The following is a 26,232-nucleotide window of genomic DNA, read 5'->3' on the forward strand; positions in this document are numbered from 1 at the left end:
CAATGCCTTTGCTTTCACGCCGCGAAGCGTAGACTCAACCGCTTGCATCACCTCATCCCCGGAGATCCCGCATGACCCAGACCCGCGCCTACGGAGCCGCCTCCGCCAGCCAGCCGCTTGCACCGCTAGCCATCGAACGCCGCGAGCCCGGCCCGCACGACGTCAAGATCGACATCCTGTATTGCGGTGTCTGCCACTCCGACCTGCACACCGCGCGCAACGAATGGCAGAGCACGCTCTATCCCTCCGTGCCCGGCCACGAGATCGTGGGCACCGTGACCGCGGTGGGCGCGCAGGTGACGAAGTTCAAGCCCGGCGACACCGTGGGCGTGGGCTGCATGGTGGACAGCTGCCAGCACTGCGCCTCCTGCGCCGACGGCGAGGAGCAGTACTGCGACAACGGCTTCACCGGCACCTACAACGGCCCCGTGTTCGGCGGCGAGAACACCTGGGGCGGCTATTCCGAAAACATCGTGGTGAACGAGAAGTTCGTGCTGAACATCGCCCACAAGGCGGATCAGCTCGCCGCCGTGGCGCCGCTGCTGTGCGCCGGCATCACCACGTATTCGCCGCTGCGCCACTGGAACGTGGGCCCCGGCAAGAAGGTGGGCATCGTCGGCCTGGGCGGCCTCGGCCACATGGGCGTGAAGCTGGCGCACGCGATGGGCGCGCACGTGGTGCTGTTCACCACCTCGCCCGGCAAGCAGGAGGACGCCAAGCGCCTCGGCGCCGACGAAGTGGTGGTGTCGAAGGATCCGGCGCAGATGGCGCCGCACGCCGGCAGCTTCGACTTCATCCTCAGCACCGTGGCCGCCTCGCACAACCTCGATCCCTTCCTCTCCCTGCTCAAGCGCGACGGCACGTTGTGCCTGGTCGGCGCGCCAGAGCATCCGCATCCCTCGCCTACCGTGTTCAACCTGATTTTCCGGCGCCGCCAGCTCGCCGGCTCGCTGATCGGCGGCATCCGCGAAACGCAGGAGATGCTGGATTTCTGCGCCGAGCACGGCATCGTGTCCGACATCGAGATGATCGCGATGAAAGACATCAACGAGGCCTACGAGCGCATGCTCAAGGGCGACGTGAAGTATCGCTTTGTGATCGACATGGCTACGCTGAAGCAGGCCTGATCGCCACCTCGATGACCCCGCTGCAACGTTTCATCGAAGCCCACCCGCGCCTGTTCGTGCTGACCGGCGCGGGTTGCAGCACCGCATCCGGCATTCCCGACTACCGCGACCGCGACGGCCAGTGGAAGCGCACGCCGCCCGTGACCTTCGCGGCCTTCATGCAGGAGGCGCATACCCGCCGCCGCTACTGGGCGCGCAGCCTGGTCGGCTGGCGCCGCTTCGGCCACGCGCAACCGAACGCCACGCACCACGCGCTGGTCGAGCTGGAGCGCCAGGGCAGGATCGAACTGCTGGTCACGCAGAACGTGGATGGCCTGCACCAGCGCGCCGGCAGCGCCTACGTCGTCGATCTGCACGGCCGGCTCGACACCGTGCGCTGCATGTGTTGCGACTGGCGCAATCCACGCCATGATTTCCAGCGCGAACTGGTCGAACGCAATCCCGCCTGGGCGCAACTCGACGCCGCCGACGCGCCCGACGGCGATGCCGACCTCGAAGGCTGCGGCTTCGACGATTTCGACGTGCCGCCCTGTCCGCGCTGCGGCGGCATCGTGAAGCCCGACGTGGTGTTCTTCGGCGAAAACGTGCCGCGAGAACGCGTGGCCACCGCCATGGGCGCCTGCCGCAACGCCGATGCGATGCTGGTGCTCGGCTCCTCGCTGATGGTGTATTCCGGCTACCGTTTCGCCCACGCCGCCGCGCAGGCGGGCAAACCCGTTGCCGCCGTCACCCTCGGCCGCACCCGCGCCGATCCGCTGCTCGCGCTGAAGGTGGATGCGCCCTGCGAGGCAGCGCTGGATTTCCTGCTCGCAGGCACGCCGAGCGCCGCTATGGCGTGAAAAGAAGGTCCTTCCGGGATTTCCCGTGGTTAGTGTTGGGTAGAAGGATGGAGGGATTCCAAAAAAGGAGTTCCTGCCATGCGCGACGTGGATTTGTATCGCCAGATCCTTGGACTGCCGGCACCGTGGTTCGTGTCGGAGGTAAAGCTGGATCTGGAAGGTCAACGAGTGGAGGTGCAGGTCGAGCACCCTGAGGGGCAACGTTGGCGCTGCCCGCAATGTGGGCAGGAACTACCGATCCACGACCATGCGCCGGAGCGCTCCTGGCGTCTCTGGATACGTGCCAGTTGCAGACGATCCTCAAGGCTCGGATCCCGCGGGTGCGTTGCCCAGATCACGGGGTAGTGCAGATCGCGGTGCCTTGGGCCGAGCCGCGCTCACGCTTCACGCTGCTGATGGAGCGCTGGATCATTGATGTTCTGCAGCAGGGCGCCACGGTCAGTGGCGCCTGCCGGTTGTTACACCTGCCATGGGACGCGGTGTATGGCGTGATGCAGCGGGCGGTCAAGCGTGGGCAAGCCCGCAAGGAACCGCTGTCACTGCGGCGTATCGGGGTTGACGAGAAGGCCTTCCGCAAAGGCCATTCGTACACGACGATCGTCAGCGACATCGATTGATCCACCATCGAATACATGGCGGACGAGCGTACACGGGAATCACTGGCCGGATTCTACGAGGCCCTGTCCGCAGCACAGCGCGAACAAATCCAGGTGGTCGCCATGGACATGTGGGAACCCTACCGGTAGGCAACCACTCCGCATGTCCCCCAGGCCGCACAGAAGGTGGTCTTCGATCGCTTCCACATCATGCAGCACGTCGGCCAAGCCGTGGACACGGTGCGCAAGGCCGAGCACCGCGCCTTGCGGGCCGAGGGCGACAACACGTTGGCCCGAACCAAGTACCTGTGGCTCTACAGCTGGGAAAACCTTCAGAGCCAGCGGCTGGGTACAACTGCGTGAGCTGATGGGCCAGCATTTGAAGGTGGCACGGGCGTGGGCCATCAAGGAAGCCTTGTGCCATCTTTGAGATTATCGGCGTGAAGCCTGGGCGCGACGTTATTTCAAAGCCTGGTTCCACTAGGCGACGCACAGCCGCCTGGAACCCATGCGCCACGTCGCCCACATGCTCAAGCGGCGGCTGGACAACATCTTGACCTATTGCCGGTTACGCATCACCAACGCGGTTGCCGAAGGCATCAACAGCAAACTCATGGCCATCAAGCGCCGCGCCTGCGGATATCGAAACCCCGAACACTTCAAGACCGCCGCCTACTTCTTTTGTGGCGGCCTCGATCTCTACCCACGCTAAACTCGGAAGGATCGAAAAGAAAAAGGCCAGACGGTTTCCCGCTGGGCCTCCTTTGTCACGTTCAGCACGTCAAAGGCAATGCGTGCCCCGAGGCTTACTTCCGGCAGCACCCGCATCGCACTTGATCGTGCTGCAATCAAAATCCACTTCGACGCCGCGGCCCACGATCACTTCCACGTTGGGGTGCTCGGCAACCGGGTGATCTGCCTCAGCCTGCCCGCTCTGCAATGCCCACACGCATGGGCAAGAAGTCACCCGCTCACCCCAATAGCATACCGCCAACCGCCATCACGCAAACCAGCAGGCAGGCGCCGAACAGGCTCTGCAGCATCAGGGTTTCGATTTTGAATTTCATGGTGGTTCCACCGTCGGGAGAGGAAAGGAGATCGCGAGATGTACTCAGCAAGCGCCGTGCCAACGCATCAGGTGCCCGGAAACCGCACTCCCAGGCCAATCCCGGCCTCCACCCAAGGCTGAATATCCGTCCGCGGACACTCGCAGCGGACAGCGGGCACGAGGCGGACAAGCGCGCTTCAGCCGCGATCCACGGCGGAAACGATCCGTTCACCGGCTGCCGGTTCCCCCATGACTTGCCGGGCCCCATGCTGTGCGCATCCATCCATGAGGGCATTCCCATGATCGAACGCAGGCCTTTCGACCGCCTAGGCGGCGCCGACCACGGCTGGCTCGACGCGAAGCACCATTTCTCGTTCGCCGGCTACCACGACCCGGCGCGCATGGGCTGGGGCGCGCTGCGCGTGTGGAACGACGACACCATCGCGCCGCACACCGGCTTCCCGCCCCATCCGCACGCGGAGATGGAGATCATCACCTACGTGCGCGAAGGCGCGATCAGCCACCAGGACAGCCTCGGCAACAAGGGACGCACCGTCGCGGGCGACGTGCAGGTGATGAGCGCGGGCAGCGGCATCACCCATGCCGAATACAACATGGAGGACACGGCCACCCGCATCTTCCAGATCTGGATCATCCCCGACGCGCACGGCCAGCCACCATCGTGGGGCACGCGGCCCTTCCCCAAGGGCGACCGCGCCGGGCGTTTCGTGGCGCTGGCCAGCGGCATGCCGGGCGACGGCGACGCCCTGCCCCTGCGCACCGATGCGCGCGTGCTGGGCGCCACGCTGAAGGCCGGCGAGACGGCGGAATACGCGATGGCGCCAAGCCGCCATGCCTACCTGGTGCCGGCCAGCGGCACGGTGGAACTCAACGGCGTGAAGCTGGAAGCCCGCGACGGCGCGGCGATCCGCGACGAATGCGCCTTGCGCGTCACCGCGCTGGAAGATGCCGAGCTGGTGCTGGTGGACGCGGCGGCCTGAAGCTCCGCCCGATTGCCGCAGGGCAGCCGCCGATCACGGGGCGTGTCGATTCCGGCCCGCCCCGTTCGTCGTCTCCAGTAACCCCAAAGCCCGGAGACGCACGATGTCCACATTCCCCGCCATTGCCAGCCGCGAGGACTGGCTTGCCGCGCGCAAGGAACTGCTGGCCGCCGAGAAGGCCGCCACCCGCATGCTGGATCGGCTGAACGCGCAACGCCGCGCCTTGCCGATGGTGCCGGTGGAAAAGCCCTACCTGTTCGACACGCCGGACGGCGAAGCCACCCTGCTGGGCCTGTTCGAGGGCCGGCGCCAGTTGATCGTGTACCACTTCATGTTCCACCGCGACCGCGGCGAGGGCTGCCCCGGCTGCGCCTTCCTGGCGGACAACATCGGCCACCTCGCGCACCTGCACGCGCGCGACACCACGCTGGCGCTGGTCTCGCGCGCACCGCTGGCGGAGCTGCGGCGCTTCCAGGCGCGCATGGGCTGGACGCTGCCGTGGTATTCCTCCTGGGGCAGCGACTTCAACCACGACTTCCACGTCAGCCAGGACGAATCGGTGGCGCCGATGGAATACAACTACAGCAGCAAGGCCGAGATGCTCGCACACGGCGAGGATCGCTACCTCGAGGGCGAACTGCCCGGCGTCAGCGTGTTCCTGCGCGACGGCGAGCGCGTGTTCCACAGCTACTCCAGCTATGCCCGCGGACTGGACATGCTGCTGACCACCCACCATTACCTCGACCTCACGCCGTTCGGCCGCGGCGAAGGCTGGGACGGCATGCCCGACCTCGACGGCAAGGGCATGCACTGGGTGCGCCTGCACGACCGCTACGACGGCGAGGCCCGCCCCTCGGCCGCCACCGCCTGCTGCGAAGACACGCCCTGAACGCGGATGCCGGCGCGGTCAGCCACTCACGCAGAGACGCCGATCGTCGCCAGCTCGGCCAGCGCGTCCCCGTCGAGCCGGATCGTCGCGGCCGCCAGGTTCTCGCGGAAGTGGGCCAGCGATGACGTGCCCGGGATCAGCAGGATGTTGGGCGCGCGCGCCAGCAGCCACGCCAGCGCCACCTGCATCGGCGTGAAGCCCAGCCGACGGGCCACCTTCGACAAGGTGTCCGACTGCAACGGGGTGAAGCCGCCCAGCGGGAAGAACGGCACGTAGGCGATGCCGGCGCGGCCGAGTTCGTCGATCAGCGCATCGTCCCCGCGATGGGCGAGGTTGTAGTGGTTCTGCACGCAGACCACCTCGGCGATGCCGCGCGCCTCGGCCAGCTGCGCCGCGGTGACGTTGCTCAGCCCCAGGTGGCGGATCAGGCCGCGTTGCTGCAATTCCGCCAGCGCGGTGAACTGCGGCTCGATCGAGCCCTCGGACGGCGCATGCACGTTGCCCATGGTGCGCAGGTTCACCACGTCCAGCACGTCCACGTCCAGATTACGCAGGTTGTCGTGCACGGCTGCGGTGAGCTCGGCCGGGCTCTGCGCCGGGTTCCACGAGGCATCCGCGCCGCGCACCGCGCCGACCTTGGTCACGATCGTCAGGTCGTCCGGATACGGATGCAGCGCCTCGCGGATCAGCCGGTTGGTCACGTGCGGGCCGTAGAAGTCGCTGGTGTCGATATGGTTCACCCCGCTCGCCGCCGCCTCGCGCAGCACCGCCAGCGCCGCGGCGGGATCCTTCGGCGGGCCGAACACGCCCGGCCCGGCCAGTTGCATGGCACCGTAGCCCATGCGGCTCACCGTGCGGTGGCCCAGGGCGAAAGTGCCCGCGTTCGTCAGCTTGCTCATGATCGTCTCCAGACAAGGGCAGCCGGATGGCGCCGATGCCCGCACTGTACGCCACGGCCACCTGGCCGATAATCCCGTGCAATCGGCACGGGCCGTGCGGGAATCGGGACAATGGATACGGAACTGCGGGATCTCTTCGCCTTTCTCGCCGTGGTGCGCGCCGGCGGTTTCCGCGAAGGTGCGCGCGGCAGCGGCATGTCCGCCTCGCGCCTGAGCGAGAGCGTGCGCCGGCTGGAAGCGCAACTGGGCGTGCGCCTGCTCCACCGCACCACGCGCCACGTCGCCGCCACCGAGGCGGGCGCGCGCCTGGCCGAACGGCTGTCGCCCGCGCTGGGCGAAGTGCAAGACGCACTCGACGTGGTGAACCACTACCGCGACCGCCCCGCCGGCACGCTGCGGCTCAACGTGCCGGCGGCGGCGGCGCGATTGGTGCTGCCCGCCATCGTCACGCCCTTCCTCAAGGCCTATCCGGACATCCGGCTGGAAGTCGTCGTCGAGGACAGCTTCGTGGACGTGCTGGCGGCCGGCTGCGACGCCGGCATCCGCTACGACGAGCGGCTGGAGAAGGACATGATCGCCGTGCCGATCGGCCCGCGCGTGCAGCGCATGGCCACCGCCGCCGCGCCGGCCTACCTGGAGGCGCACGGCCGCCCGCGTCACCCGCGCGACCTGCTGCGGCACGCCTGCCTGCGCGGGCAGTTCCCCAGCGGCGCCATCCCGGCCTGGGAATTCGAGCGCAAGGGCGAGATCGTGCGCGTCGACCCCAGCGGCCCGCTGCTGGTGCGCCTGGGCGCGTCGGTGGATCTCAAGGTGGCCGCCGCGGTGGACGGGCTCGGCATCATCCACCTGTTCGAGGCCTGGCTGCAGCCGCACCTCGACAGCGGTGCGCTGGTGCCGCTGCTCAAGCCGTGGTGGCAGCCCTTCAGCGGGCCGTACCTCTACTATCCCGGCCGCAAGCACCTGCCCGCACCGCTGCGCGCGTTCGTCGATTTCGTCAGGGCCGCCGGGAACGGACATGCGTGAACTGCGCGCGCATCGTCGATGTCGATACGCGCCGCCTTGCTTCGTCGCAGGAATGAGGGGCCCCTGTCGCCCCGAACCAGGAGAACCGCAATGACCGGCAAGAACACCATCTGCCTCTGGTACGACGGCACCGCGCTGGACGCCGCCACGTTCTACGCCAAGACCTTCCCGGACAGCAGCGTGGGCGCGGTGTACCGCGCACCCGGCGACTACCCCGCAGGCAAGCAGGGCGACGTGCTGACGGTGGAATTCACGGTCGCAGGCATCCCCTGCCTGGGCCTCAACGGCGGCCCCGGCTTGCCGCACACCGACGCGTTCTCGTTCCAGGTGGCCACCGACGACCAGGCCGAAACCGACCGCCTGTGGAATGCCATCATCGACCATGGCGGCCAGGCCAGTGCCTGCGGCTGGTGCAAGGACAAGTGGGGCCTGTCGTGGCAGATCACCCCGCGCGCCCTGATGGCCGCGATCAGCGATCCCGATCCCGCCGCGGCCAAGCGCGCGTTCGAGGCGATGATGACCATGACGAAGATCGACATCGCGGCAATCGAGGCGGCGCGGCGGGGATGACAACCCCCAACCGTTCGCGCTGGCTGGCATTCCTCAACCGTTCGCGCAGAGCGTAGCCCGCGCAGCGAGCGCAGTCGAAGCGTCGCCAGGCGCAGGGCTTTTCCACGACTTAGCTCCATCATCCGGAACCTCCCCATGATCCCCACCATCACCGCCTTTGAAAGCTCGCCCGACCGCGGCCAGGGGCTCGCACGCGACATGCGCGTGCGCTGGGCGCTGGAAGAAGCCGGCCAGCGCTACGATGTCCGCCTCGTTTCGTTCAAGGCGATGAAGGAACCCGCGCACCGCGCGCTGCATCCGTTCGGGCAGATCCCCACCTACGAGGAAGGCGGCCTCGTGCTGTTCGAGTCGGGCGCCATCGTGCTCCACGTCGCCCAGCGCCACGCGGGCCTGCTGCCGGACGAGCCGAATGCCAGGGCACGCGCGATCAGCTGGATGTTCGCCGCGCTCAACACGGTGGAGCCGCCCATCCTCGAACTGCAGGTCGCCAAGTTCCAGGAGGGCGACAAGCCCTGGAGCGCGGAACGCCTGCTGCTCATCAAGGATCGCATCCGCACCCGGCTGGGCGAGCTTTCCGTCCGGCGTGGCAAGGCCGAATGGCTGGACGGCGCGTTCAGCGCGGGCGACCTGATGATGGTGCACACGCTGCAGCGGCTGAAACCCTCCGGCATGCTGGACGAATACCCGAACCTCGCTGCCTACGTCGCGCGCGGCGAAGCGCGCCCCGCCTACCAGCGCGCCTTCGCCGCCCAGCTGGCGGTGTTCAACGGCCGGCCGCCCGGCTGACCGGCAAGGTCGCGCCGCTCAATCCAGCGGCCAGGGCAACTGGTCGCCCAGGCGGTCGTTCGCCGCATCTTCCACCGGTTCGGCTTGGGCTACAGGCCGCTCGTCGCCCATGGGTTGTCCGCGCCGCCACCACGGCTGCACCTCGCGGCGCTCGGCGGGTTCGGCCGGCTCGCCGAGACGCGGCAGCAGCAGCGCGGTATCGCTGGGATCGGCCAGCGCGAGCAGGTCTTCGACCGGCTCGTCCCAGGCATGCGTGGACAGCGCGAACGTGCCCCAGTGCACCGGCATCAGCACGCCTCCGCCGAGCAGGCGATGCGCCGCCAGCGCATTGGCGGGGCCGAGGTGGATGTCGCCCCAGGACGGGTGGAACGCGCCGACTTCGAGCATCACCAGGTCGAACGGGCCGAGCCGGTCGCGGATGGCTTCGTACTCGGTGGTGAGCCCGGTGTCGCCGCTGAAGAACACGCGGTGGCGCTCGCCGGCCATCACCATCGACGACCACAGCGTCTGGTTGCGATCCTTCAGGCCGCGGCCGGAGAAATGCTGCGAAGGCGCGGCGGTGATGGTGAGTCCGGTACCGGGCACGCGATGGCTTTGCCACCACACCAGCTCGGTGATGCGCGAAGGCGCGATACCCCAGCTTTCGAGGTGGGCGCCCACGCCCAGCGACGTGACGAAAGGCACCTTCGACTTGGCGAGCGCGCGTATCGTCGGATAGTCCAGGTGGTCGTAATGGTCGTGCGAAATGACCACGGCATCGATCGCCGGCAGGTCGCGCAGCCCGACCGGCACCGGCTGGAAACGCTTCGGCCCCAGCAGGGTGAACGGCGAGGCGCGCTGGCCCCACACCGGATCGGTGAGCACCCGCCAGCCATCGATCTCCAGCAGCACCGTGGAATGGCCCAGCCAGGTGGCGCGCAGCCCGCTCGCAGGCTTGCGCAGCCACGCGCCGCGCGGATCGTTGGCGGGCAACGGCTGCGGCGGCGTGCGGTTGTCGTCGCCGCACAGGAACTCGCGCAAGGTCGGCCGCGGCGCCTGCGGGTCGCGCAGGCCGGGCAGCACCGGATGGATGTTGCGCAGCCGTTCGCCGTCCCACAACGGCAGGTCGCGCAACCGTTCCAGCCGCTCGCCCTGCGGCGGTTTGCCGAAGGATTTCATGCTCCACTCTCCGTCATCGCCAGCCACCTCCACGAAACCATGGGGGCACCGCGCCACCAGACCAAGTCGCGTATCGCCGGCAAAGTTGGCCTGGAGCGGCATAGAACCCGACGGGCGTCCCCAACTGGCTGACGGAGCGGTCGACTGGCAGCTCCCTGAGGAATCACCCGGCGTCCTGACCGAGTCGCCACAAGCCGCCAGTCGGAACGTTGCCCGTGCCTGGCATGCGCGGTTTGGATTCGGAGCGGCAGAGGAACCACATGCGGTTTGCGCCTACGAGGCCATCTGCTTGCAAATCGCCCATATGCGCCATACAGTGAACCATATGGTTCACTATCAAGCCCGCCTCGACACAACGTTCGCCGCGCTCTCCGATGTCACCCGACGCGGCGTGCTGGAGCAACTCGGGAGCTCGGACGCCTCGATCACCGACCTTGCCCAAAGGTTTCACATGACCCTTACGGGCATGAAGAAACACGTCAGCATCCTGGAGCAGGCGGGGCTCGTGACCACGGAGAAAGTCGGGCGCATACGCACCTGCAAGCTCGGATTGCGCCGGCTGGAAGAAGAGTCGGCCTGGATCGAGCGGCACCGCCAACTCTGGAGCGCGCGCTTCGACGCGCTGGACGAACTTGTCGAACACCTGAAACGCAAGGAGAAGGCAGATGCCAAAACCAAAAGAAGGTAGCCCCGCCGCCATGAACCGCACTGTCGTGGAGCGCAAATCCGACCGCGAACTCCTGGTGACACGGACGTTCGATGCCCCGGCGCGCATCGTTTTCGAAGCATGGAGCAACCCCGAACTGTTCAAGCAGTGGTGGGTTCCGAAATCGGCGGGCATGTCGCTGGTCTCGTGCGACATGGATATTCGCACCGGGGGAACGTATCGCCTCGTGTTCCGCCATCCGGCTTTCGATCAACCGATGGCGTTCTTCGGCACGTACAGGGAAGTAACGCCGCACGAGCGCATCGTATGGACGAACGAAGAAAGCGATCAGGCCGCCGTGACCACGGTGACGTTCGAAGAAAATGACGGCAAGACGCTGGTCACTTTCCACGAACTCTATCCCACCACAGCGGCCCTCGAGGAAGCCCTCGCCGGCTCGGCGGAAGGCCTGCCCGAACAGTTCGCGCAGTTGGATGCGTTGCTCGCGGAAAGATCGTAACCACACCGTATCCACCGGCGCATGGAAGTGATCGCGGTGAAACACGCGATCACCGCCGCGCTGGCCAGCTCGGCGCCACCTGAGGACGCTATGCTCAGACGCGATTTCCTGAAGACTGCCGCAGCGACCGCCGTGCTGGCCACGATCCTTCCCGTCCGAGCCAAGGAGGCTCTCGTCGCTTCGAACGGGCATTTTGCCGACGTCGATGGCCAGCACCTCTTTTACAGCGTGCATGGCGCCGGCAAGCCGCTCGTTCTTCTCCACGGCGGCATCGACCCGGAAAGCTTCAAGGGCAATCTGGCCGAGCTGGCCAAGGGCCGGCAGGTGATCGCTCCCCATCTCCAGGCACATGGGCGCACGCCAGATACCGACAGGCCGCTACGCTTCGAAACGATGGGCGACGACATCGCTGCCTTGATCGGCCATCTGAATCTCGGCAAGGCCGACGTCATGGGCTACTCGCTGGGCGCCGGCGTCGCCCTGCAGACCGCCGTCCGCCATCCGGACGCGGTCGACCGGCTCGTGCTCGTGTCCGCGGCGATGAGGCAGGACGGCTTTTATCCGGAGGGGGTAACGGCCTTCAAACAGCTGGAGGCCAACGCCGCCACGCTCGGCCCTGGCGTCAAGGCATCGCCGTTGGGGAAGGCCTATCCCGATGTCGATTGGACGAATCTCTTCAGGAAGGTCGGCGACCTGACCAAACGCCCCTTCAACTGGAGCGCCGAGGTCGCCAGGCTCAAGGCACGCACGCTGCTGGTCTATGCCGACGCCGACGCCATCCGGCCCGAACACATGGTCGAGTTCTGGAAGGCGCTGGGAGGCGGCCAGCGCGATGCCGGGATCGATGGCTCCCTGCGGCCCGCAAACCAGCTCGCCATCGTGCCGAACACCACCCACTACACGATCCCCGTCGATCCGATGCTGCCGGAGATCGTCGAGCGCTTCCTCGGAGCCGCATGAAGGCTGCAGCGAAGCGCTCACGGAACCATCGGAGCACGGAAAAGCGGCGTGTTTCCTTCGATGTTTCGGATCATCGGACATGCCACCGCGAACACGTGTTGATCCATGGGCAAGGATGGTCGCGATCCCTGCAATGCCTGGCTCGGCGGCCGGTACCCGCCGGTCAGTTGCCATGGCGAAGGTGAAATGGCGGTTGGCATTTCGCACCAAGTACCCGCCGCCAGAAGTCCGGGGGACTTCCGGCACGTTCAAGACCCGCCTCCGGCAGGCAAGGTTGCAGCATGGATCCGGTTCGGAGGCGCTCCCCGTCGCCTTCCGTACCCGGTTCCGCTGCCCGGACAACCATCGCGCGACCGCACCGGGCATCCCTTCCCACAACCGAGGAGGCAAGCCCATGAAACCCATCGGCCAGCGTTTCCTGACGATCTATGCCGGCGTGCTCACCGTGGTATTCGCCGCAACGGTGCTGAGCGGATTTGCGCAGGCGCCGAAGAAGCTGTCGCTCGACGAACTGGACGTGCACCGCATCAACGTGCGCGAACCCGACGGCACGCTGCGCCTGGTGATCTCCGATGCCGCCACCGCACCGGGCATCATCATCAAGGGCAAGGAATACCCGCACCCGAACCGCAAGGCCGCCGGCATGATCTTCTACAACGACGAAGGCACCGAGAACGGGGGCCTGATCTTCGGCGGCGAGAAAGACAAGGACGGAACCAAGGAATCGCACGGCCATCTGTCCTTCGACGCCTATGAGCAGGATCAGACCATGGCGCTGGATTCCCACCAGGAAAAGGACGGCCGCTACACCAAGCTGCAGTTCAACGACTACCCGGACTATTCGATCCTCGAAGAAATCCGGCTGATGGATTCCATCAAGAGCCTGCCGGCCGATCAGCAGCAGGCCAGGATGAAGGCCTTCTTCGCCGAACACGGCGGCCCGACCCGGCGCATGGTGCTCGGCCGCAATACCGACGGCAGCGTGCAGCTCGCCATGGACGACCTGCAGGGCCACCCGCGCATCGTGATGAAGGTCGCCAGGGACGGCTCGCCGTCGCTGCAGATGCTGGACGCCAACGGCAAGGTGACGGGCGAACTGGTGCCCAAACAATAGCGCCGCGGGCATGGCTGCCGGAAGCAATCAAGCGTCAGGCGCATCGGGAAATTTTCCGCATGCGCCAGCCTCGGTGCCCGGTGGTTGCAGAAACCGGCTGCGTCGGAAGCTGAAGCACTCGCCACTACAGGATGGGGCCGTAGACCGATATCTTGTGCGTGGTGTGTATCGCCTGGTGATAAGGCTTCGACGAGCTGCTCTTCGACTGCTTCACTTCCTGGTTGTTGCCATAGACGCCGACCCCACCCTTCTTGATGATGGCGAAAGCGTGCCCCTTGCCGCCGCTGGAGCCGCTTGGCCCCCAGTTGGTGGCGTAATAGCGCCCATCAGGCATGCCCTTCATGCCCACCTTGACGGTTTCCCAAGGCGTGTCCGCATAACGTGCCGTCAGGCCGAGCTTGCCAATCACCTTGTCGATGGTGGTGTCGTTCTCCAGGTCGGAGGCCCTGCTGATCCAGCCCTTCCTGATCAGGAAGTTGATCGTCGGATACACCCCGACGCCAAGCAGTCGGGAGAACGTCATGGCGACGCAGTTCTTGTCGTAAGGGAGCATGCCTTCCGGCTGCGAGTAATCGAGCGTCTCACCGGAAATGACTTGCGCAACCATGGGCGATCTCCATCTGCCTCGATAGCTACCTGCCGGAAAGCGACAGGCCTCTGGCCGCCGATGGTACACCTGCCGGTTTGGAGCGCTGGGACACCATGGCACCTCGCCGGATTGAGTGATCGCAGCCGTCCACGGCCGATGTGCCTTTCGGCCCTGTCGGCGGTGCGGCACCGAGGCTATAAGGAAAGAGCCGATCAATCCGCTTCTTGCCTGTCATCCCAGCGAGGTGCTTTTCAACGGCCGCAGGGCTGGTCAAGCTGGGATCCATTGCCTACAAATCATTGAACGCAAAGACGCTGGATTCCTGCTCTCGCAGGAATGACGAGCAAAGCAAGAGTTTCCCGGGGTGACGGCCTCGCCGCCGTTCGCCGCATCCGGGGCATCCCGAAGCTGTCGCCGAGGTATCCGATGGAAAGCCGCACCGCGTCCTGCTATTGCGGGCAATTGCGTATCGAGGTTCAGGGCCCGACCCTCGGCACCGGCGTCTGCCACTGCCTGGCCTGCCAGCAGCGCACCGGCAGCGTCTTCGCCGCGCTGGCCGGCTATGCGGCGCCGTGGAAGGTCGAAGGCACGGCCACCGAATTCGTGCGCACGGGCGACCAGGGCGCGAGCTTCCGTTTCCGCTTCTGCCCGGTATGCGGCAGCCAGGTGTTCCACACCGAGGAAGGCAACGACGCCTTCGTGATGGTGGCGGTGGGCGCCTTCGCCGATCCCGGTTTTCCGCCGCCGCAGGACTCGGTCTACGAATGCCGCCGGCACGCATGGGTGCAGTTGCCCGAAGGCATCGCGCGCTACGACAAGGATCCGGACTGAGGATGGCGGCGGATCGCCGGAGGTCGGCGACCGGAATATCCGGCAAATCCAGGGCGGCTCAACCTGCCCGCCCCGGCCCACTGCTGTCCGGAATAATCTGGGGATGGTGTCGAAGGATGAAGGCCCGCGCCGCTTGCACGAAGCATTGCGAGAAGGCGACTTCATTTCCGATAACGACCACCTATCCAGACTGTCATCCCGGCGAAGGCCGGGATCCAGTAGCGACCATGTTCGCTCAGGCCGCACGGCCACTGGATTCCGGCCTGCGCCGGAATGACGAGAAAGACCGCGGCCACGAATGTTCAAAATTATTCCGGACAGTTGTGCGCCCCGACCGGCTTCATTTGTCCTGAACCGCTTCGACCTGGATGCGGAGGGTCACTTTCATGTCCATGCCGAACGACTTGCCGCCATCGAGTCCGAAAGCGTCGCGCTGAAACGTTCCCAGCGCATCGGCACCGCAACGTAGTCGCGGTTTGAGCATGAAATCGGGGACGCATTTGAAACGATCGATGGTGAGCGTCAACGGTTGGGTCACCCCGCGCATCGTCAACGTGCCGATGGCCCTGGTCGGCGCGCCGTCGACGAAATCCGCGAGCCTGCCCCGGTAGCGCGCCGTCGGATATTTCGCCACGAAGAAGGTGCCGCACTCTCTCTGGCACATCGGCGCCTTGGCGCCCAGCATCACCTTGTTCAACGCCGGATTGCCGAAGTCGATGCTGGCGATGTCGACGGTCACATCCACCGTGCCGGTTCTGGCGGCCGTATCGAGCGTCGCGGTGCCGGTGCTGTGATCGAACTTGCCGCGCCAGATCGACAGCCCCATGTGATCGGCCTCGAAGCTGGGATACGTGTGATCCGGATCGAGGGTGAAATGCAATGGCGTGGCCGTTGCCATGACCGGAATGGCTGCCAGCAGCAGCGCAAGCGTGGTAAGGCGCATGGTGGATTCTCCCTTGACTCTGGCGTGGTTGGTCGTGGCCGGCCGGATGCCTGCCTCGGAGTTACGACGAATGGCGGGACTGCAGATCGACAAGACCCGAGTGTGAGGGACAACCTCCCGGTCGGCACGTCGGCTTTTGAAAATCGTCCCTCAGCCTTTTCCATCCGCGCCGGTTTCCCTCCATTGGAGCCGACGCCACGTAGAATGGCCGGTTTACGCTCACCCAAGTGCTCCCATGGCTCTCACCGCCACCATCCACAAGGCCGAACTGTCGATCAGCGACATGGATCGCCACTACTACGCCACCCATGCGCTGACCCTCGCCCGGCATCCGTCGGAAACCGAGGAGCGCCTGATGGCGCGCCTGCTCGCCTTCGCGCTGTATGCCGACGAGCGGCTGGAGTTCGGCAAGGGGCTCAGCGACACCGACGAGCCGGCGCTGTGGCGCAAGGCCTATACCGGCGAGATCGAGCTGTGGATCGACGTCGGCCTGCCGGACGAAACGCGCCTGCGCAAGGCCTGCAACCAGTCGCGGCACGTCGTGGTGCTGGCCTACGGCGGCCACGCCGCGGACATCTGGTGGAACAAGATCGCCAGCGCGCTCACGCGCCACGACAACCTCAGCGTGCTCGCCGTCGATCCCACCGACATGCAGCAGCTGGCCACCCTATGCGAGCGCAGCATGCGCCTGCAGTGCCTGATCCAGGAAGGCGAACTGCAACTCATCGCCGGCGATCTCACGTTGCCGATCCGGCCGGATATCCGCATGGGCGACTATGCCGTCGCCTGATTCCGATCAAGCCGTCGATATCAAACGGGGCAGGTTCACATGCCCCAAAGTGAACCTGCCCCGTTAGCCTGCTCACCCGGCGCGTCAGTCGTCGCGCTCCAGATAGACCGCGGAGGCGAACCCGCCCCCCCCCTTTCCTTGTTACTCGGTTCGTTCCGTAGCCGCAAGAACGCCCGTCAGCTACTGACCCTGAACACCACCATCAAGCCGCTCAAGGAGCCTTTGTAGACGAAATTGCGAACCATGGAAAAGAACGCGCAAAACTCCCTCTTGTAATAAAGCTCCGAGTTCCACGTGACTTCGCCGTAGTTCGGATCAAAGAGCGTGATGGCCCGTGCCGGCATCGACCGGTGGTGAACCGCGAATGCATGACCTCCGCCTGGCCCGTGGGCTCCGATGAAGTAGAAGCCGGGCATGGCCTCCACGAAATCGGTCAACACCCGCAAATCGTTCGTCACGGTAGCACCCTTTTGCCCGAGACCCGATCCGCCGAGGTATTCGAAGGCCGGGGTCATTTTGGCAGCCACCAGGAACTTGGGCTCGGCGCTGAGATGGTTCTGTATCGCCTCGCTGTGCTGATCCTGCAAGCGCATCGCGATGCTTTTTCCGGACGTGCTGGCGAACAATGCTTTGAAGGCATCACGGGCGGATTTACCGCTTATGGCTGCCAGATACCGCTGTTCGATCCACATGGCGGCGACCGCGTAGCAAATCCCCGAGCTGTCACCCATGCCTTGCGTTTCCAGATACGTATCCTGGCTCCACGGATGGAAGAACCCTGTGCCCGCCTCCGCCATCGACTGAAACGACATGCTCATTCTCCTTAATGTAGAAAACAGCATGGAATGACCGCAACGGCGCTGGATCTGCCACAGTGCCGGCGGCGCTCCCTTTGAAAGACATTGAAGATGCAGTGCCACCCGATCCGTCGCCAGCTCACGGCCGATAGGGAACGCCCAGGTGTGTTTCCGCCTGCAACACCCCGCCGCAGTGGTAGATGGCGTGTTCGGCCACCGTCATGAGGTACAACGTGCCATAGCCGTTGCCGCCGTTCACCAGCGGCGGCGTCCAGTTGTGGAAGTGGTGCCAGACGTAACCGGCCGGCGTCTGGTTGTAGCCGGCCGTGGCATTGGCCAGCACGAAGTCGCCCGCCCAGCCTCCGGTATAGGCAATATGCACCGCTCGCCGGTAGTGGGTACCCGGGTTGAGGCCCGGCCGCTGCTGGCCGGCGATGGCGAACATCTCGATGTGGGGCTGGATCTCGCCGGGCGTGTAGAACCGGGTCTTCTTCCGCACCCGCTTGCCCAGCTGGATGTTCTCGCGTTCGATGCCCTTGCGCTTGAGCCAGTCGTTGCGGGCGCGGTTCTTGAAAAGCATCACGCCGGTCTTGGAGCGCGTCTGGATCTGTTTCATGGCGGATCGTTCCTGATGTGCGCGGTTCGTCCTGTCGGGCGGGCTTCGCCCCTCGATCCGGCCGACATCCGGTTTGGCCAAAGCCAAAGTTGTCGAAGTCCCAATGGATCATGCGCGAAACCGCGCCCGATCCGCCCCCCCCCCTTCTGATCGAACGCGAGCAGAAATGCCCAGGCATGCCGCACCACGTTGAAATCGCTCGAGGCGGGTAACGTGCTCATGGGTCAATCGACCTTCATCAGCGAGGCCAGCAGTTTCAAACGGGAAGCAGGAGGCAGAGTCGACTTTTCACTACACTCGCTTCAAGAGAGTGCACTCTGCCCCTGCTTTCGACGCGCCCCTGTTTTGCTCCGTGTCGCCGTCACGCCACCGTGCGCCATCACCCCGCAAGGGGAACAGAGGCCATCTCCACGACTTCATTGCCTCCGTCCCGTTGTATGCCCAATCGTTCCAACCCGCGGCCGCCCGGTCGTCAGGAATGCGCCATGGCCGGGTCACTGCCGTACTTTGCGAGCTGATTCCGGATCGCCAGCTCCACCGCATCGACCAGCGGAGGCTGGGTTCCTTTCTTGGAGATCGCAGGCGCGATGGTGCGGGTGAAGACCCGGACGCCGTTGATCTCGGTGTCTATGTAGACGATGAAGACCGACGCCTTGTCTGGATCTTCGGCGGTCGTGAAGAGTCCGCGCTTGTATTCCTCAGTCGCCATCGCATCGAACGCTCGCTCGTCGACGTTGCTGGTCAAGGCGCTTTCGTCATGGTTAGCCATGGCGTTGCCGATCAGGCCGCCGATGACTCCGCCAATGCCCGCCCCCACCGCGCCGTGCCTGAGTTGCGATTGCATGTTGGCGTAGACCACGAAGTGGCGAACGATCACCTTGGGCGTCGCATTGCCGGCATTCGGTTGCTTGGCAAATTCGTACTGAAGGAGTTTCAGCGGTGGGGGCGACAGCTGCACGTCGCCTACGCGCCAGATGCCATATTCCTTGCTAGTGATCAGCAAGCTGAAGATCTCGTGTTCCTTTTCGCTGGCCGGCCGCATATCGGTCAACTGCACTGCGTCGGATTTTCCGATATCCGGAATGTTCACCTTGGTTACTACCGGTGCGCACGCGGCGCACATGATGGCCAGGAGTGCGATGAGCAGCTTCTTCATGATCTCTCCGAAGGTCTTGGGCCTGGTGCTGGACTTGATCTCAGCCAACCACTGCGTCATAGCCTTGCCGATAGCAATGACTGGAATCTTCGATGCAGGGTCAGGGGGAAAAGCAGAAGATGCAGCAACACGAGCTGCCTGCATGAATTCTTGGTAGTACGGCTCTTGATCCAGCCGTCCGATATGGTCGACCGCATCCATGGCAAAACCATGGTCTGCTTTGCCGTTGGCCTCAATTTCGACCCTGCCATCCGGGTGACGGATGACCTTGTACCCCAAAGCAATCGCCCTGGCGATTTCCTCAACAGAAGGTACGCCATCCATAGCTACAGACACACCCAGTCCCCCAACCTGTGTGAAGGTTCGAGCATACGCCTGGACAAGGTTCAACGCACGTTGCTGTGCGGTCAGGAGGTCACGGGTTCCAAGGCTTCGCGTGATTTCAGTCTTGCCCGTCTTGCGGGTCTGACGTGATGGAATTCTTTGGCGAAAATGCTAGATGCCTGAGAGCCTGTTCACGATCTCCCCATGGCCCGCGCCGGGAGCTGTTTGCACGCAGATCAAGGAAGAACGAAGGAGTGGACGTCCGTCCACGACTGAGTGATGACGCAGGGATGGGGGCAAACAGACCCGGCCCTTCGGGTTGCCTTGCCGTGGCCGCCATGCGGCAGCGCGCGGCTTGGCTTGCCAGCCAGGCAAGCACTGCGCCACGTACTACCACCTGACGGCCACGGCAAGGCAACGCGGGTCATGGGGAGATCGTGAACAGGCTCTGAGGGTGCCAACCGCAGATAGTTGGGGATACGCATATCGGCTCGCTGTGGAGCGATATGTGGAGCGACAAGCCCATCCTCAGAAAAGCAAAAACCCCTGTAAAAACAGGGGCTTTGCAGTACTGGCGGAGAGAGAGGGAGCGGATCGACACCCCAGCCAGACAAGCCCTGCGACGCCCAGCCAAGTCGGAAAGTTTGACCTCCCGAGGTGACCAAGTTCGCTAAAAGCTATCATGGTTGGCCAACGTCGCCTGCCTCACGCACGTAGTCATTTGGCTGGGCTGCTGCTTTGCCCCTTCGGGGCGATCCCATTTGACAAGCCGCAGACCTCGGCCTAAGCTGGCGGCAATCCCTCGCTCCGGCCTAGAAACTGCGAGGGGGTTGTCTAGCGGCTCGGCCAAGCCAAGACGCCGTGGGTTACGTCAGATTTGTGAGTAATCCCGCGATTCCGAATAAAGCGAAGGCTCACCATATTTTGGTGAGCCTTTTGCTATGGGGATGACTATGGAATTGTCGGAAGCAGTTTCTGCTGTGTCTGCTCTGGTTAGTGGTGCCGGCGACATCACGGGCGCGCAGCTGAGCCGCGCGCTAAAAGCCCGCCTACCAGATTTCAATCCACGCCATTATCGAACGGCCAGCCTAAGACTATTCATCGCCGAGCACGTGCCCTCGGTAGTGGTGGTCGGGCGAGCCGGCCTTGACCCCATCTACCGATGGGGCCCACTGCCTGCGTCGCGGCCTGCGCCGGGCACCCGGGCCAACCTGTGGCAGACCTGGGTCAGCCCCAATGCCCCGTTTGTTTTGGCCATCGACCGAGACCAAGGTGAGGTGACGGCCTGTGCCCGCGGCACCAGCCCAGCCGCTGGTGTGGTGCATTTGGTTCCCCCTTCGGTTGGCTTCCATCGAAAGATGGCTTTGGACTTTCTCGATCAGCCGCCGCACACGGACGATATCGATGCCCTCCGCGACTTAGCCAAGGACGAGCAGCGGGCGACTTGGTGGCAGCCGTGGTTTGCCGCATTGCGCAAGGTGGGGCTAGGAAAGGATTGGAATGCCTACCGCGTCGTCCGACTTCGCAATGAGTTGGAGTGTCAGCTGACTCAGGCCGCGTTGTCTCACCGCGCCGTCGAGAAAGCTCTGTCCGTCATCCAGCCGCCTACACAACATTCGACCCCAGAGCCGGTTGTTGTGGCCACCGTCGACCACGGGGGCGCCTCGGCATTGCAGCGCGTTGCGATTGCCGCGGTTTTGCGGATGTCTGACGACGAATTGCGCGAGCTGAAACTCCCGTTGGGACTGGTGCTGGACGCTGCAGGCGCGTCGCGGTAACGGTCCGGGGCGAGGTCGTGCGATACCTCTTCGTCTACCAACATTTTGCCGTCCAAGCCCGAGAGTTGGTCGCTCGCACCGGGACAACGGATGTGGAAGTGGTGTTGGTCAAAAAGGGCGAAGATCGGCCCGATGACCATCTTTTCGAGCGACTGGACACGATCAAACCGGCTTGTGCAACCTGTCAGATCGTGCGTGGGTATCGTCGGGCTGTGGAAGCAGTGACGACGGTGGAATATTGCGCCAAGACCTTTCGGGGCGACGACCAACAGCTCATCGCCTGGCTACAAGCCACCCAGCCAGCAGCAGCCCAAGCAGTGGTCTGCCCGACCGAGGCATTCCGTGCATGTGTGGCCCAATGCAATCACTTAGTGCTTGCCGAGGGGGCGTTGGCGCGTGCCGATGAGACGGACCCGCTGCGCTGGCCCTTCATCCAACGCGCCGCCAACATCCTGATGCGCAAGGCCCAAGGCGAGGATCTGGGGCCCATGCGCGAGTGGAAGGCGCGCCATAGGGTGGACTATGCCGCCCACAGTAAAGTGGGATTTAGAGGTGGGCCGCCGCAAAATAAAAAATCGTGGTGGCACCTAAAGGATGGCGATCACACCACGGCGGAAGCAGCGGCACGCGTGTATTTCGACTGCCTGGAGCGCCATGGCCAATCAATCGTGGTCGTGTTCTATGTGGGGCCGCATCCGCCGGACAAGGTTTACGATTGGGCGTTCGAAGGCGGAGGGTAGGTGCCGCACTTGCCATTTACGCCCCTGACTCCATGGCCGATGTGGGGCGCCGGTGACGTCCGGCGCTCGGTGTCGGCCCGCCCGAAGGGCATCCGGCGTCAGGCTAATCCCTTGCGCCCGATGACTTTGCGGCCACCACCCAAGGCCTTCTCAACCTCCGTGGCCCAGCCGATCAGGTCGGTGCCACAGGCATGGCACCAGTCCCGGATCTGCAAGGTGTCCAGCTTGGCCCCGCGCTCGGCACTGCTCACGTAACTCTGGGTGCGTCCCAGCGCCTCGGCAAACTGGGTCTGGTTGAGACCCGTGCGCTCGCGCAAGGCCCGCAACACCTCGATAACGACCTGGTTTTCAGGCCGATGAATGGATTTGGCGGGGCGAAGGACCGCCTTTTTCGTCGTGGCCATGGCCGGCTCCCTGAAACAGGACAGGCCATAAAGCTATATGCATCAACGCATTACGCATGTAGCGACTACGCATTTAATCACTATTCGACTTTAATCGTTTTGCATCGGTATTCTCGCGTTGCCAGGGACGGCGCAGGTGCGGCCTTGGTGATCGTCACGCGCACCTGCTCCGAGACAGGGGTTCCCTATGAAGCACAGTCTGAAACTGGCCGCGGTGATGGCGGTGATGATGTTGTTGGCCGGTTGCGCCACGACCATCGGCAAAGATTTCAACCAAAGCGCGGTTCAAGGGTTCGTCCCGCATCAAACGACGATGGATCAGGTCATCGCAGCCTTGGGGCAGCCGCAAGAACGGGAAACCGAAAGCGACGGCACCACCCGCCTTCACTATCAGGTCATCGTCAGCAAATCATCCGTGGACGATTACGTGCCCTTTGCCCCGGTCAAAGCGAACACGAGCGACAAGGACAGCTATTTGTATTTCGACCGCAATGGGAAATACCTGCGGGCTGAAAACACCCAGTCAAACCAGTGAGGGGGATCAGCATGGGCATCCTGATCCAGATCGCGCGCATCGCCGTGGCCATTGTGGCTGGCTTCATCGCCGGATGGCTCCTGTTTTTTGTGGTGGGGCTTCGTTTCCTGCCGCCTGGTTTGCTGGTGCCCGGCTGCATGCTGGGAGCCTGGTTTCTTTTGCCGAGGCTCTTCTCGGTCTTCAACCCCCAGCCCAAGGCCAAGAACGCCGGGCCAATCACGCTTCACGCGAACGGCCATTCTTTCGAAGCCACGCACCACGCCAAGAATGTCGCCATCAATGCGGCCACAGGCCAAGTGTGGTTCCGCGACACCAAGGGCAAGGAATGGCTCCTCAATCGTGAGGACGTCCGCCGGTGGAAGCACGAGTGGGTGGATCAGCCCAATGGCTACGGCAAGATCTGGCACAACGATAACTACCTGATCCTCACAACAGCCGACGTGGATCATCCCACCCACAAGATCAAGATGGGCAGCCACTTCCAGCATGAACTGGCGAAGGAATGGCATGCCCGACTCACGGCGTTGCTGAACCCCTGACCGCTGTTCTCCACACCAGGCTTGGGTGACTCCGAGAAGTCAGGCGCACGCGCCGATGCACCGGAACCTGGGGGCCGCCTCCGTTGGGGGCGGCTTTTTCTATGAGCCTGTGCCGGACGAGTATCCGGAAAAATGCAGCTTGGAAAATCTCAACGCTGGCGGCGCTTTACTTGAAAATAGGTGGTATGTCTTTTAGACCCTACCTATTTCCCTGGGGTGGTCGAAGCGGCAAAAAACACGTTTCGGGACACGGCCATGGGGGCCTCCGGGCAGAGGGGTCTAACCTCCCAGAAACGCACAGATTGTCAACGCCACCGGCTCGCCGGACGGGTTGCGTATCGACGGCGGCAAGAGAAACACCCCGTTTTCTCGGCCATTTCGGTGTTGAGTGGCCGCCAACCGCGCCAGAATGTCGATTCTGAAAGTGTGATTTTCTTTGCAAAAACAATGGGTTGACAGCGCACAAATCTTGACTAGAACGTCGGCTCCGTTTCTCGGTTGTTCTCGTCATGCCCCTCGCCAGCCCCGAACCTCATCTCTACGACCTCGTGGCCACCCGTGAAGGGTTCCGCGTCTCCCCGACCTGTCCGGATGGGCATGTCCTGGTCATGGAGCTGGTCGAACGGCTGGGCCTGCTTGATCGCATGCGGGCGCAGGCGGGCCGGCCAGGCATGGTGGATCGGGAGTTCATGCTGGATCGGGCCGACACTGCCATCCGGTTTCTCCGGTCGCCGCCATCACTCGGCATGGATGCTACCGCCCATCGGCATGAGAGTGTCTGGGCCTCCACGCCGGTGCCCGCACCGCCCCCGCCGTCGCTGCCACTGACTGGTCAGGGGGCGAATACTGTCCCCATTACGGATGCCGCCGCGGCGGAGATCGTTCCCGCGCTGCCACCCGCTACACTCCCGCCCTTGGGCACCCCGGCCGGAATCCAAATCCAACCCAAAGCCAAGGCCACGGCCGAATCAGCACCGATCGCCACCGGTCGGCTCCTGAGCGAGATGATGGCCTTGGACCTCGCCAACCTGGCGCGCGGGCCCAAGAAAGCCACCCCGGCCACCCGGGATCGCCGCTACATCTTGGACATGCTGCTGGATGTGCTGGGCGACAAGCCTGTGGCCGAGGTCACCGCCGAAGATGCCAACGCCATGGCCGATGTCCTGGCCTCCTGGCCGCGCTATCTGGCTCACTACCCGGAACTCATCGGTCTCCCGGCGCGGACAGTGGCTGCCCAGACCAAGAAGCGGAAACTGACAACGATCCAGCGCGGCACCCAATACAAGCACATCATGGGCCTGAACGCCTTCTTCAACTGGTGCGTGGAGACCAAGACGATCCCGGAAAACCCATTCCACTACGTGGACAACTCCCGCTACCGAGACGCGATCCCGAAGAAGAAGGACATCTTCTCCGCGCAGGATCTTCAAGCCATCTTTGCGCCCCAGCACCTGAGCCGCTACACGGAACCGCACAAATATTGGGTGCCGCTGATCTCGTTGTTCACGGGCATGCGGGTCAATGAGATTTCGCAGCTCTATCTGGACGATATCCAGACCGACACCGAGACAGATGAGGAGGGCGTGGAGCACACTATCCCTTACTTCGACATCAGCCCGTTCCGCGACGGCCAGAGCATCAAGACGGTCTATTCAGTGCGCCGGATGCCGGTGCCGGCGCGCCTGCTGAAACTGGGGTTCGAGCGCTACGTGGCGGATGTCCGAGCATCCGGATCCGAGCACCTGTTCCCCGGCTTGCAGTGGCCGGAGGGTGGCCCCGGCCGCACCACCTCCCGGTGGTTCAACCAGCATCACCTCCGCCATACCTGCGGGATCACCAGCGCCAAGAAATCCCTGCACTGTTTCCGCCACACCCTGACCACCCGATGCGACCGGGCTCACGTCCCCAAGAGCGTCATCCAGACGATCAACGGCCACAGTGACGGCCAGGGCGTAGATGCACGAACCTACGTGGCCCGTGGGTCACTGCTGGAATGCAAACGCGCCCTGGATGGCGTGACCTATCCACCGCTGGATCTGGTGCCGTATGTGTCGGAGCGGTTCGCGGCTTACTTGGCGCTGGCCACCGCCCAAGGAGCCCATGCGGAACGGCTGGGGGAAGAAGGGAAGCCAGTAGTCAGCAGAAAAGGACGAAGGGCGAAATACCTTCTATGATGCCCCGACTGAATACAGGGGCACGGGGCACAACGATGGAACGGTGTTTTGTCATCCAGCCGTTTGATGGCGGCGATTTCGACGCTCGATACGATCAAGTGCTTGCACCTGCGATTGTTGCAGCCGATCTGGAGCCGTATCGTGTTGATCGGGATCCGGGAGCATCCATCCCCATTCAAGAGATTGAAGATCAGATCAGGGATGCGCGGATCTGCTTGGCAGATATCACCTTGGACAATCCAAACGTGTGGTTCGAACTTGGCTTTGCCATCGCTTCCGATCGCCCGGTGGTTATGATTTGTTCTGAGCACCGCCCCACCAAATATCCCTTTGACGTCCAGCATCGGAACATTCTGAAATACAAAACGAGCACCCCTCAGGATTTTAAAGAACTACAATCAAAAGTCACTGAACGGATGAAAGCCCTCCTCAACAAGGAAACAACGTTACGGGATGCTGCGGCTGGGTTATCGAAATTGACAAAAATTGAAGGCTTGGAGACCCATGAAATGGTGGCACTCGCCACCATAGGAGAAAATCTCTACTCCCTTCAAGATAACGTCAGTCTTTATGTTATACGCAGAGATATGGAGAAAGCTGGCTTCACACCATTTGCTGCCGCACTTGCAGCCAAAGCCTTAGTAAACCATGGCCTCATTTCGCAGACGGAAGGGCTTGATAGGGATGGTGATCTGATTACCGTATACAGCTTCACGGAGAGCGGCTGGGAATGGCTTATGGCAAATAAGTCCCAATTTACTTTGATGAAGCCTAAACCAAATAAAGTTAGCAAAGATTTTGACGACGATATTCCATTCTGAGCCTACTACCTAACCGCTC

The 26,232-nt window shown here is 63.8% G+C and carries 27 protein-coding genes and 3 pseudogenes; 22 read left to right on the top strand and 8 right to left on the bottom strand.

Translation table 11 applies throughout. The features are described 5' to 3' along the window. Positions 1-71 precede the first annotated feature (71 nt). The 7 genes and pseudogenes from ACZ5Z2_RS11670 to ACZ5Z2_RS11700 all read left to right on the top strand — a co-directional run bounded on the left by ACZ5Z2_RS11670 (position 72) and on the right by ACZ5Z2_RS11700 (position 5,500). Positions 72-1,127, top strand: coding sequence for an NAD(P)-dependent alcohol dehydrogenase (locus ACZ5Z2_RS11670; RefSeq protein ID WP_464758751.1), 1,056 nt, complete (start codon positions 72-74; stop codon positions 1,125-1,127). Positions 1,128-1,138: 11 nt separating this feature from the next. Further along, the gene (locus ACZ5Z2_RS11675; protein WP_464758752.1) at positions 1,139-1,966 is read left to right on the top strand and encodes an NAD-dependent protein deacetylase; all 828 of its coding nucleotides are present in this window, start codon (positions 1,139-1,141) and stop codon (positions 1,964-1,966) included. A 287-nt stretch (positions 1,967-2,253) separates the two neighbouring features. Next, positions 2,254-2,583: a helix-turn-helix domain-containing protein gene (locus ACZ5Z2_RS11680; protein WP_464758753.1), complete on the top strand. Its 330-nt coding sequence runs from the start codon at positions 2,254-2,256 to the stop codon at positions 2,581-2,583. 15 nt (positions 2,584-2,598) lie between these two features. Beyond that, positions 2,599-2,925 (top strand): annotated as a pseudogene (locus ACZ5Z2_RS11685) (transposase). 133 nt (positions 2,926-3,058) lie between these two features. Next, positions 3,059-3,274 (top strand): annotated as a pseudogene (locus ACZ5Z2_RS11690) (transposase); the annotation flags it as partial. Positions 3,275-3,909: 635 nt separating this feature from the next. Continuing rightward, positions 3,910-4,611 (top strand): pirin family protein, encoded by a 702-nt coding sequence (locus ACZ5Z2_RS11695; RefSeq protein ID WP_464758754.1) that lies wholly within the window; start codon positions 3,910-3,912, stop codon positions 4,609-4,611. 103 nt (positions 4,612-4,714) lie between these two features. Next, entirely contained in the window at positions 4,715-5,500 is a 786-nt protein-coding gene (locus ACZ5Z2_RS11700) for a DUF899 domain-containing protein (protein ID WP_464758756.1), read from the top strand. A 26-nt stretch (positions 5,501-5,526) separates the two neighbouring features. Here ACZ5Z2_RS11700 and ACZ5Z2_RS11705 read toward each other — a convergent pair whose 3' ends face one another. After that, positions 5,527-6,399 (bottom strand): aldo/keto reductase family oxidoreductase, encoded by an 873-nt coding sequence (locus ACZ5Z2_RS11705; protein ID WP_464758757.1) that lies wholly within the window; start codon positions 6,397-6,399, stop codon positions 5,527-5,529. A gap of 111 nt (positions 6,400-6,510) precedes the next feature. Between ACZ5Z2_RS11705 and ACZ5Z2_RS11710 the strand changes: the two genes are divergently transcribed. The 3 genes from ACZ5Z2_RS11710 (at position 6,511) to ACZ5Z2_RS11720 (ending at position 8,778) form a co-directional block, all read left to right on the top strand. Continuing rightward, a complete protein-coding gene (locus ACZ5Z2_RS11710; protein ID WP_464758758.1) occupies positions 6,511-7,422 on the top strand; it encodes a LysR family transcriptional regulator in 912 nt (303 codons plus the stop codon). Positions 7,423-7,512: 90 nt separating this feature from the next. After that, the gene (locus tag ACZ5Z2_RS11715) at positions 7,513-7,992 is read left to right on the top strand and encodes a VOC family protein (protein ID WP_464758760.1); all 480 of its coding nucleotides are present in this window, start codon (positions 7,513-7,515) and stop codon (positions 7,990-7,992) included. A gap of 135 nt (positions 7,993-8,127) precedes the next feature. Next, positions 8,128-8,778: a glutathione S-transferase family protein gene (locus ACZ5Z2_RS11720; protein WP_464758761.1), complete on the top strand. Its 651-nt coding sequence runs from the start codon at positions 8,128-8,130 to the stop codon at positions 8,776-8,778. 18 nt (positions 8,779-8,796) lie between these two features. On the opposite strand, the gene ACZ5Z2_RS11725 is transcribed toward ACZ5Z2_RS11720, so the two are convergent. Next, positions 8,797-9,936: an MBL fold metallo-hydrolase gene (locus tag ACZ5Z2_RS11725; RefSeq protein ID WP_464758762.1), complete on the bottom strand. Its 1,140-nt coding sequence runs from the start codon at positions 9,934-9,936 to the stop codon at positions 8,797-8,799. A gap of 289 nt (positions 9,937-10,225) precedes the next feature. On the opposite strand from ACZ5Z2_RS11725, the gene ACZ5Z2_RS11730 reads away from it, so the two are divergent. The 4 genes from ACZ5Z2_RS11730 to ACZ5Z2_RS11745 all read left to right on the top strand — a co-directional run bounded on the left by ACZ5Z2_RS11730 (position 10,226) and on the right by ACZ5Z2_RS11745 (position 13,176). Next, on the top strand, positions 10,226-10,624 hold the full coding sequence (locus tag ACZ5Z2_RS11730; protein WP_464758763.1) for an ArsR/SmtB family transcription factor: 399 nt from the start codon (positions 10,226-10,228) through the stop codon (positions 10,622-10,624). 10 nt (positions 10,625-10,634) lie between these two features. Continuing rightward, entirely contained in the window at positions 10,635-11,102 is a 468-nt protein-coding gene (locus ACZ5Z2_RS11735) for an SRPBCC family protein (protein WP_464758764.1), read from the top strand. A 21-nt stretch (positions 11,103-11,123) separates the two neighbouring features. Further along, a complete protein-coding gene (locus tag ACZ5Z2_RS11740; protein ID WP_464758765.1) occupies positions 11,124-12,062 on the top strand; it encodes an alpha/beta fold hydrolase in 939 nt (312 codons plus the stop codon). 394 nt (positions 12,063-12,456) lie between these two features. Then, entirely contained in the window at positions 12,457-13,176 is a 720-nt protein-coding gene (locus ACZ5Z2_RS11745) for a hypothetical protein (RefSeq protein ID WP_464758766.1), read from the top strand. A gap of 124 nt (positions 13,177-13,300) precedes the next feature. On the opposite strand, the gene ACZ5Z2_RS11750 is transcribed toward ACZ5Z2_RS11745, so the two are convergent. Then, on the bottom strand, positions 13,301-13,783 hold the full coding sequence (locus tag ACZ5Z2_RS11750; RefSeq protein ID WP_464758767.1) for a hypothetical protein: 483 nt from the start codon (positions 13,781-13,783) through the stop codon (positions 13,301-13,303). 408 nt (positions 13,784-14,191) lie between these two features. On the opposite strand from ACZ5Z2_RS11750, the gene ACZ5Z2_RS11755 reads away from it, so the two are divergent. Then, complete coding sequence (locus ACZ5Z2_RS11755; RefSeq protein ID WP_464758768.1) at positions 14,192-14,596, top strand: GFA family protein; 405 nt, start codon at positions 14,192-14,194, stop codon at positions 14,594-14,596. Positions 14,597-14,936: 340 nt separating this feature from the next. Here ACZ5Z2_RS11755 and ACZ5Z2_RS11760 read toward each other — a convergent pair whose 3' ends face one another. Beyond that, on the bottom strand, positions 14,937-15,539 hold the full coding sequence (locus ACZ5Z2_RS11760; protein ID WP_464758770.1) for a YceI family protein: 603 nt from the start codon (positions 15,537-15,539) through the stop codon (positions 14,937-14,939). Positions 15,540-15,774: 235 nt separating this feature from the next. Between ACZ5Z2_RS11760 and ACZ5Z2_RS11765 the strand changes: the two genes are divergently transcribed. Beyond that, positions 15,775-16,329, top strand: a complete 555-nt coding sequence (locus ACZ5Z2_RS11765; protein ID WP_464758771.1) for a YaeQ family protein — start codon at positions 15,775-15,777, stop codon at positions 16,327-16,329. Between the two features lie 176 nt (positions 16,330-16,505). Here ACZ5Z2_RS11765 and ACZ5Z2_RS11770 read toward each other — a convergent pair whose 3' ends face one another. The 3 genes and pseudogenes from ACZ5Z2_RS11770 to ACZ5Z2_RS11780 form a co-directional block, all read right to left on the bottom strand. Further along, the gene (locus ACZ5Z2_RS11770; RefSeq protein ID WP_464758772.1) at positions 16,506-17,141 is read right to left on the bottom strand and encodes a YopT-type cysteine protease domain-containing protein; all 636 of its coding nucleotides are present in this window, start codon (positions 17,139-17,141) and stop codon (positions 16,506-16,508) included. Positions 17,142-17,265: 124 nt separating this feature from the next. Beyond that, positions 17,266-17,742, bottom strand: a complete 477-nt coding sequence (locus tag ACZ5Z2_RS11775; protein ID WP_464758773.1) for a hypothetical protein — start codon at positions 17,740-17,742, stop codon at positions 17,266-17,268. Between the two features lie 472 nt (positions 17,743-18,214). Beyond that, positions 18,215-19,381: pseudogene (locus tag ACZ5Z2_RS11780) on the bottom strand (DUF6538 domain-containing protein); the annotation flags it as partial. A 794-nt stretch (positions 19,382-20,175) separates the two neighbouring features. On the opposite strand from ACZ5Z2_RS11780, the gene ACZ5Z2_RS11785 reads away from it, so the two are divergent. Further along, positions 20,176-21,000: a hypothetical protein gene (locus ACZ5Z2_RS11785; protein WP_464758774.1), complete on the top strand. Its 825-nt coding sequence runs from the start codon at positions 20,176-20,178 to the stop codon at positions 20,998-21,000. A gap of 17 nt (positions 21,001-21,017) precedes the next feature. Continuing rightward, positions 21,018-21,740, top strand: a complete 723-nt coding sequence (locus ACZ5Z2_RS11790) for a hypothetical protein (RefSeq protein ID WP_464758775.1) — start codon at positions 21,018-21,020, stop codon at positions 21,738-21,740. A gap of 98 nt (positions 21,741-21,838) precedes the next feature. Here ACZ5Z2_RS11790 and ACZ5Z2_RS11795 read toward each other — a convergent pair whose 3' ends face one another. Further along, positions 21,839-22,144, bottom strand: coding sequence for a helix-turn-helix domain-containing protein (locus tag ACZ5Z2_RS11795; RefSeq protein WP_464758776.1), 306 nt, complete (start codon positions 22,142-22,144; stop codon positions 21,839-21,841). Positions 22,145-22,331: 187 nt separating this feature from the next. Between ACZ5Z2_RS11795 and ACZ5Z2_RS11800 the strand changes: the two genes are divergently transcribed. From ACZ5Z2_RS11800 to ACZ5Z2_RS11815, 4 genes are all read left to right on the top strand, one after another. Next, entirely contained in the window at positions 22,332-22,679 is a 348-nt protein-coding gene (locus ACZ5Z2_RS11800) for a hypothetical protein (protein WP_464758777.1), read from the top strand. 11 nt (positions 22,680-22,690) lie between these two features. Next, positions 22,691-23,218, top strand: coding sequence for a hypothetical protein (locus ACZ5Z2_RS11805; RefSeq protein ID WP_464758778.1), 528 nt, complete (start codon positions 22,691-22,693; stop codon positions 23,216-23,218). A gap of 509 nt (positions 23,219-23,727) precedes the next feature. Beyond that, positions 23,728-25,392, top strand: coding sequence for a site-specific integrase (locus ACZ5Z2_RS11810; RefSeq protein ID WP_464758779.1), 1,665 nt, complete (start codon positions 23,728-23,730; stop codon positions 25,390-25,392). Then, positions 25,389-26,213, top strand: coding sequence for a hypothetical protein (locus ACZ5Z2_RS11815; RefSeq protein WP_464758780.1), 825 nt, complete (start codon positions 25,389-25,391; stop codon positions 26,211-26,213). Before ACZ5Z2_RS11810 ends, ACZ5Z2_RS11815 begins: the two co-directional genes overlap by 4 nt. Positions 26,214-26,232 lie beyond the last annotated feature (19 nt).

Source organism: Rhodanobacter sp. G1, assembly GCF_055397855.1.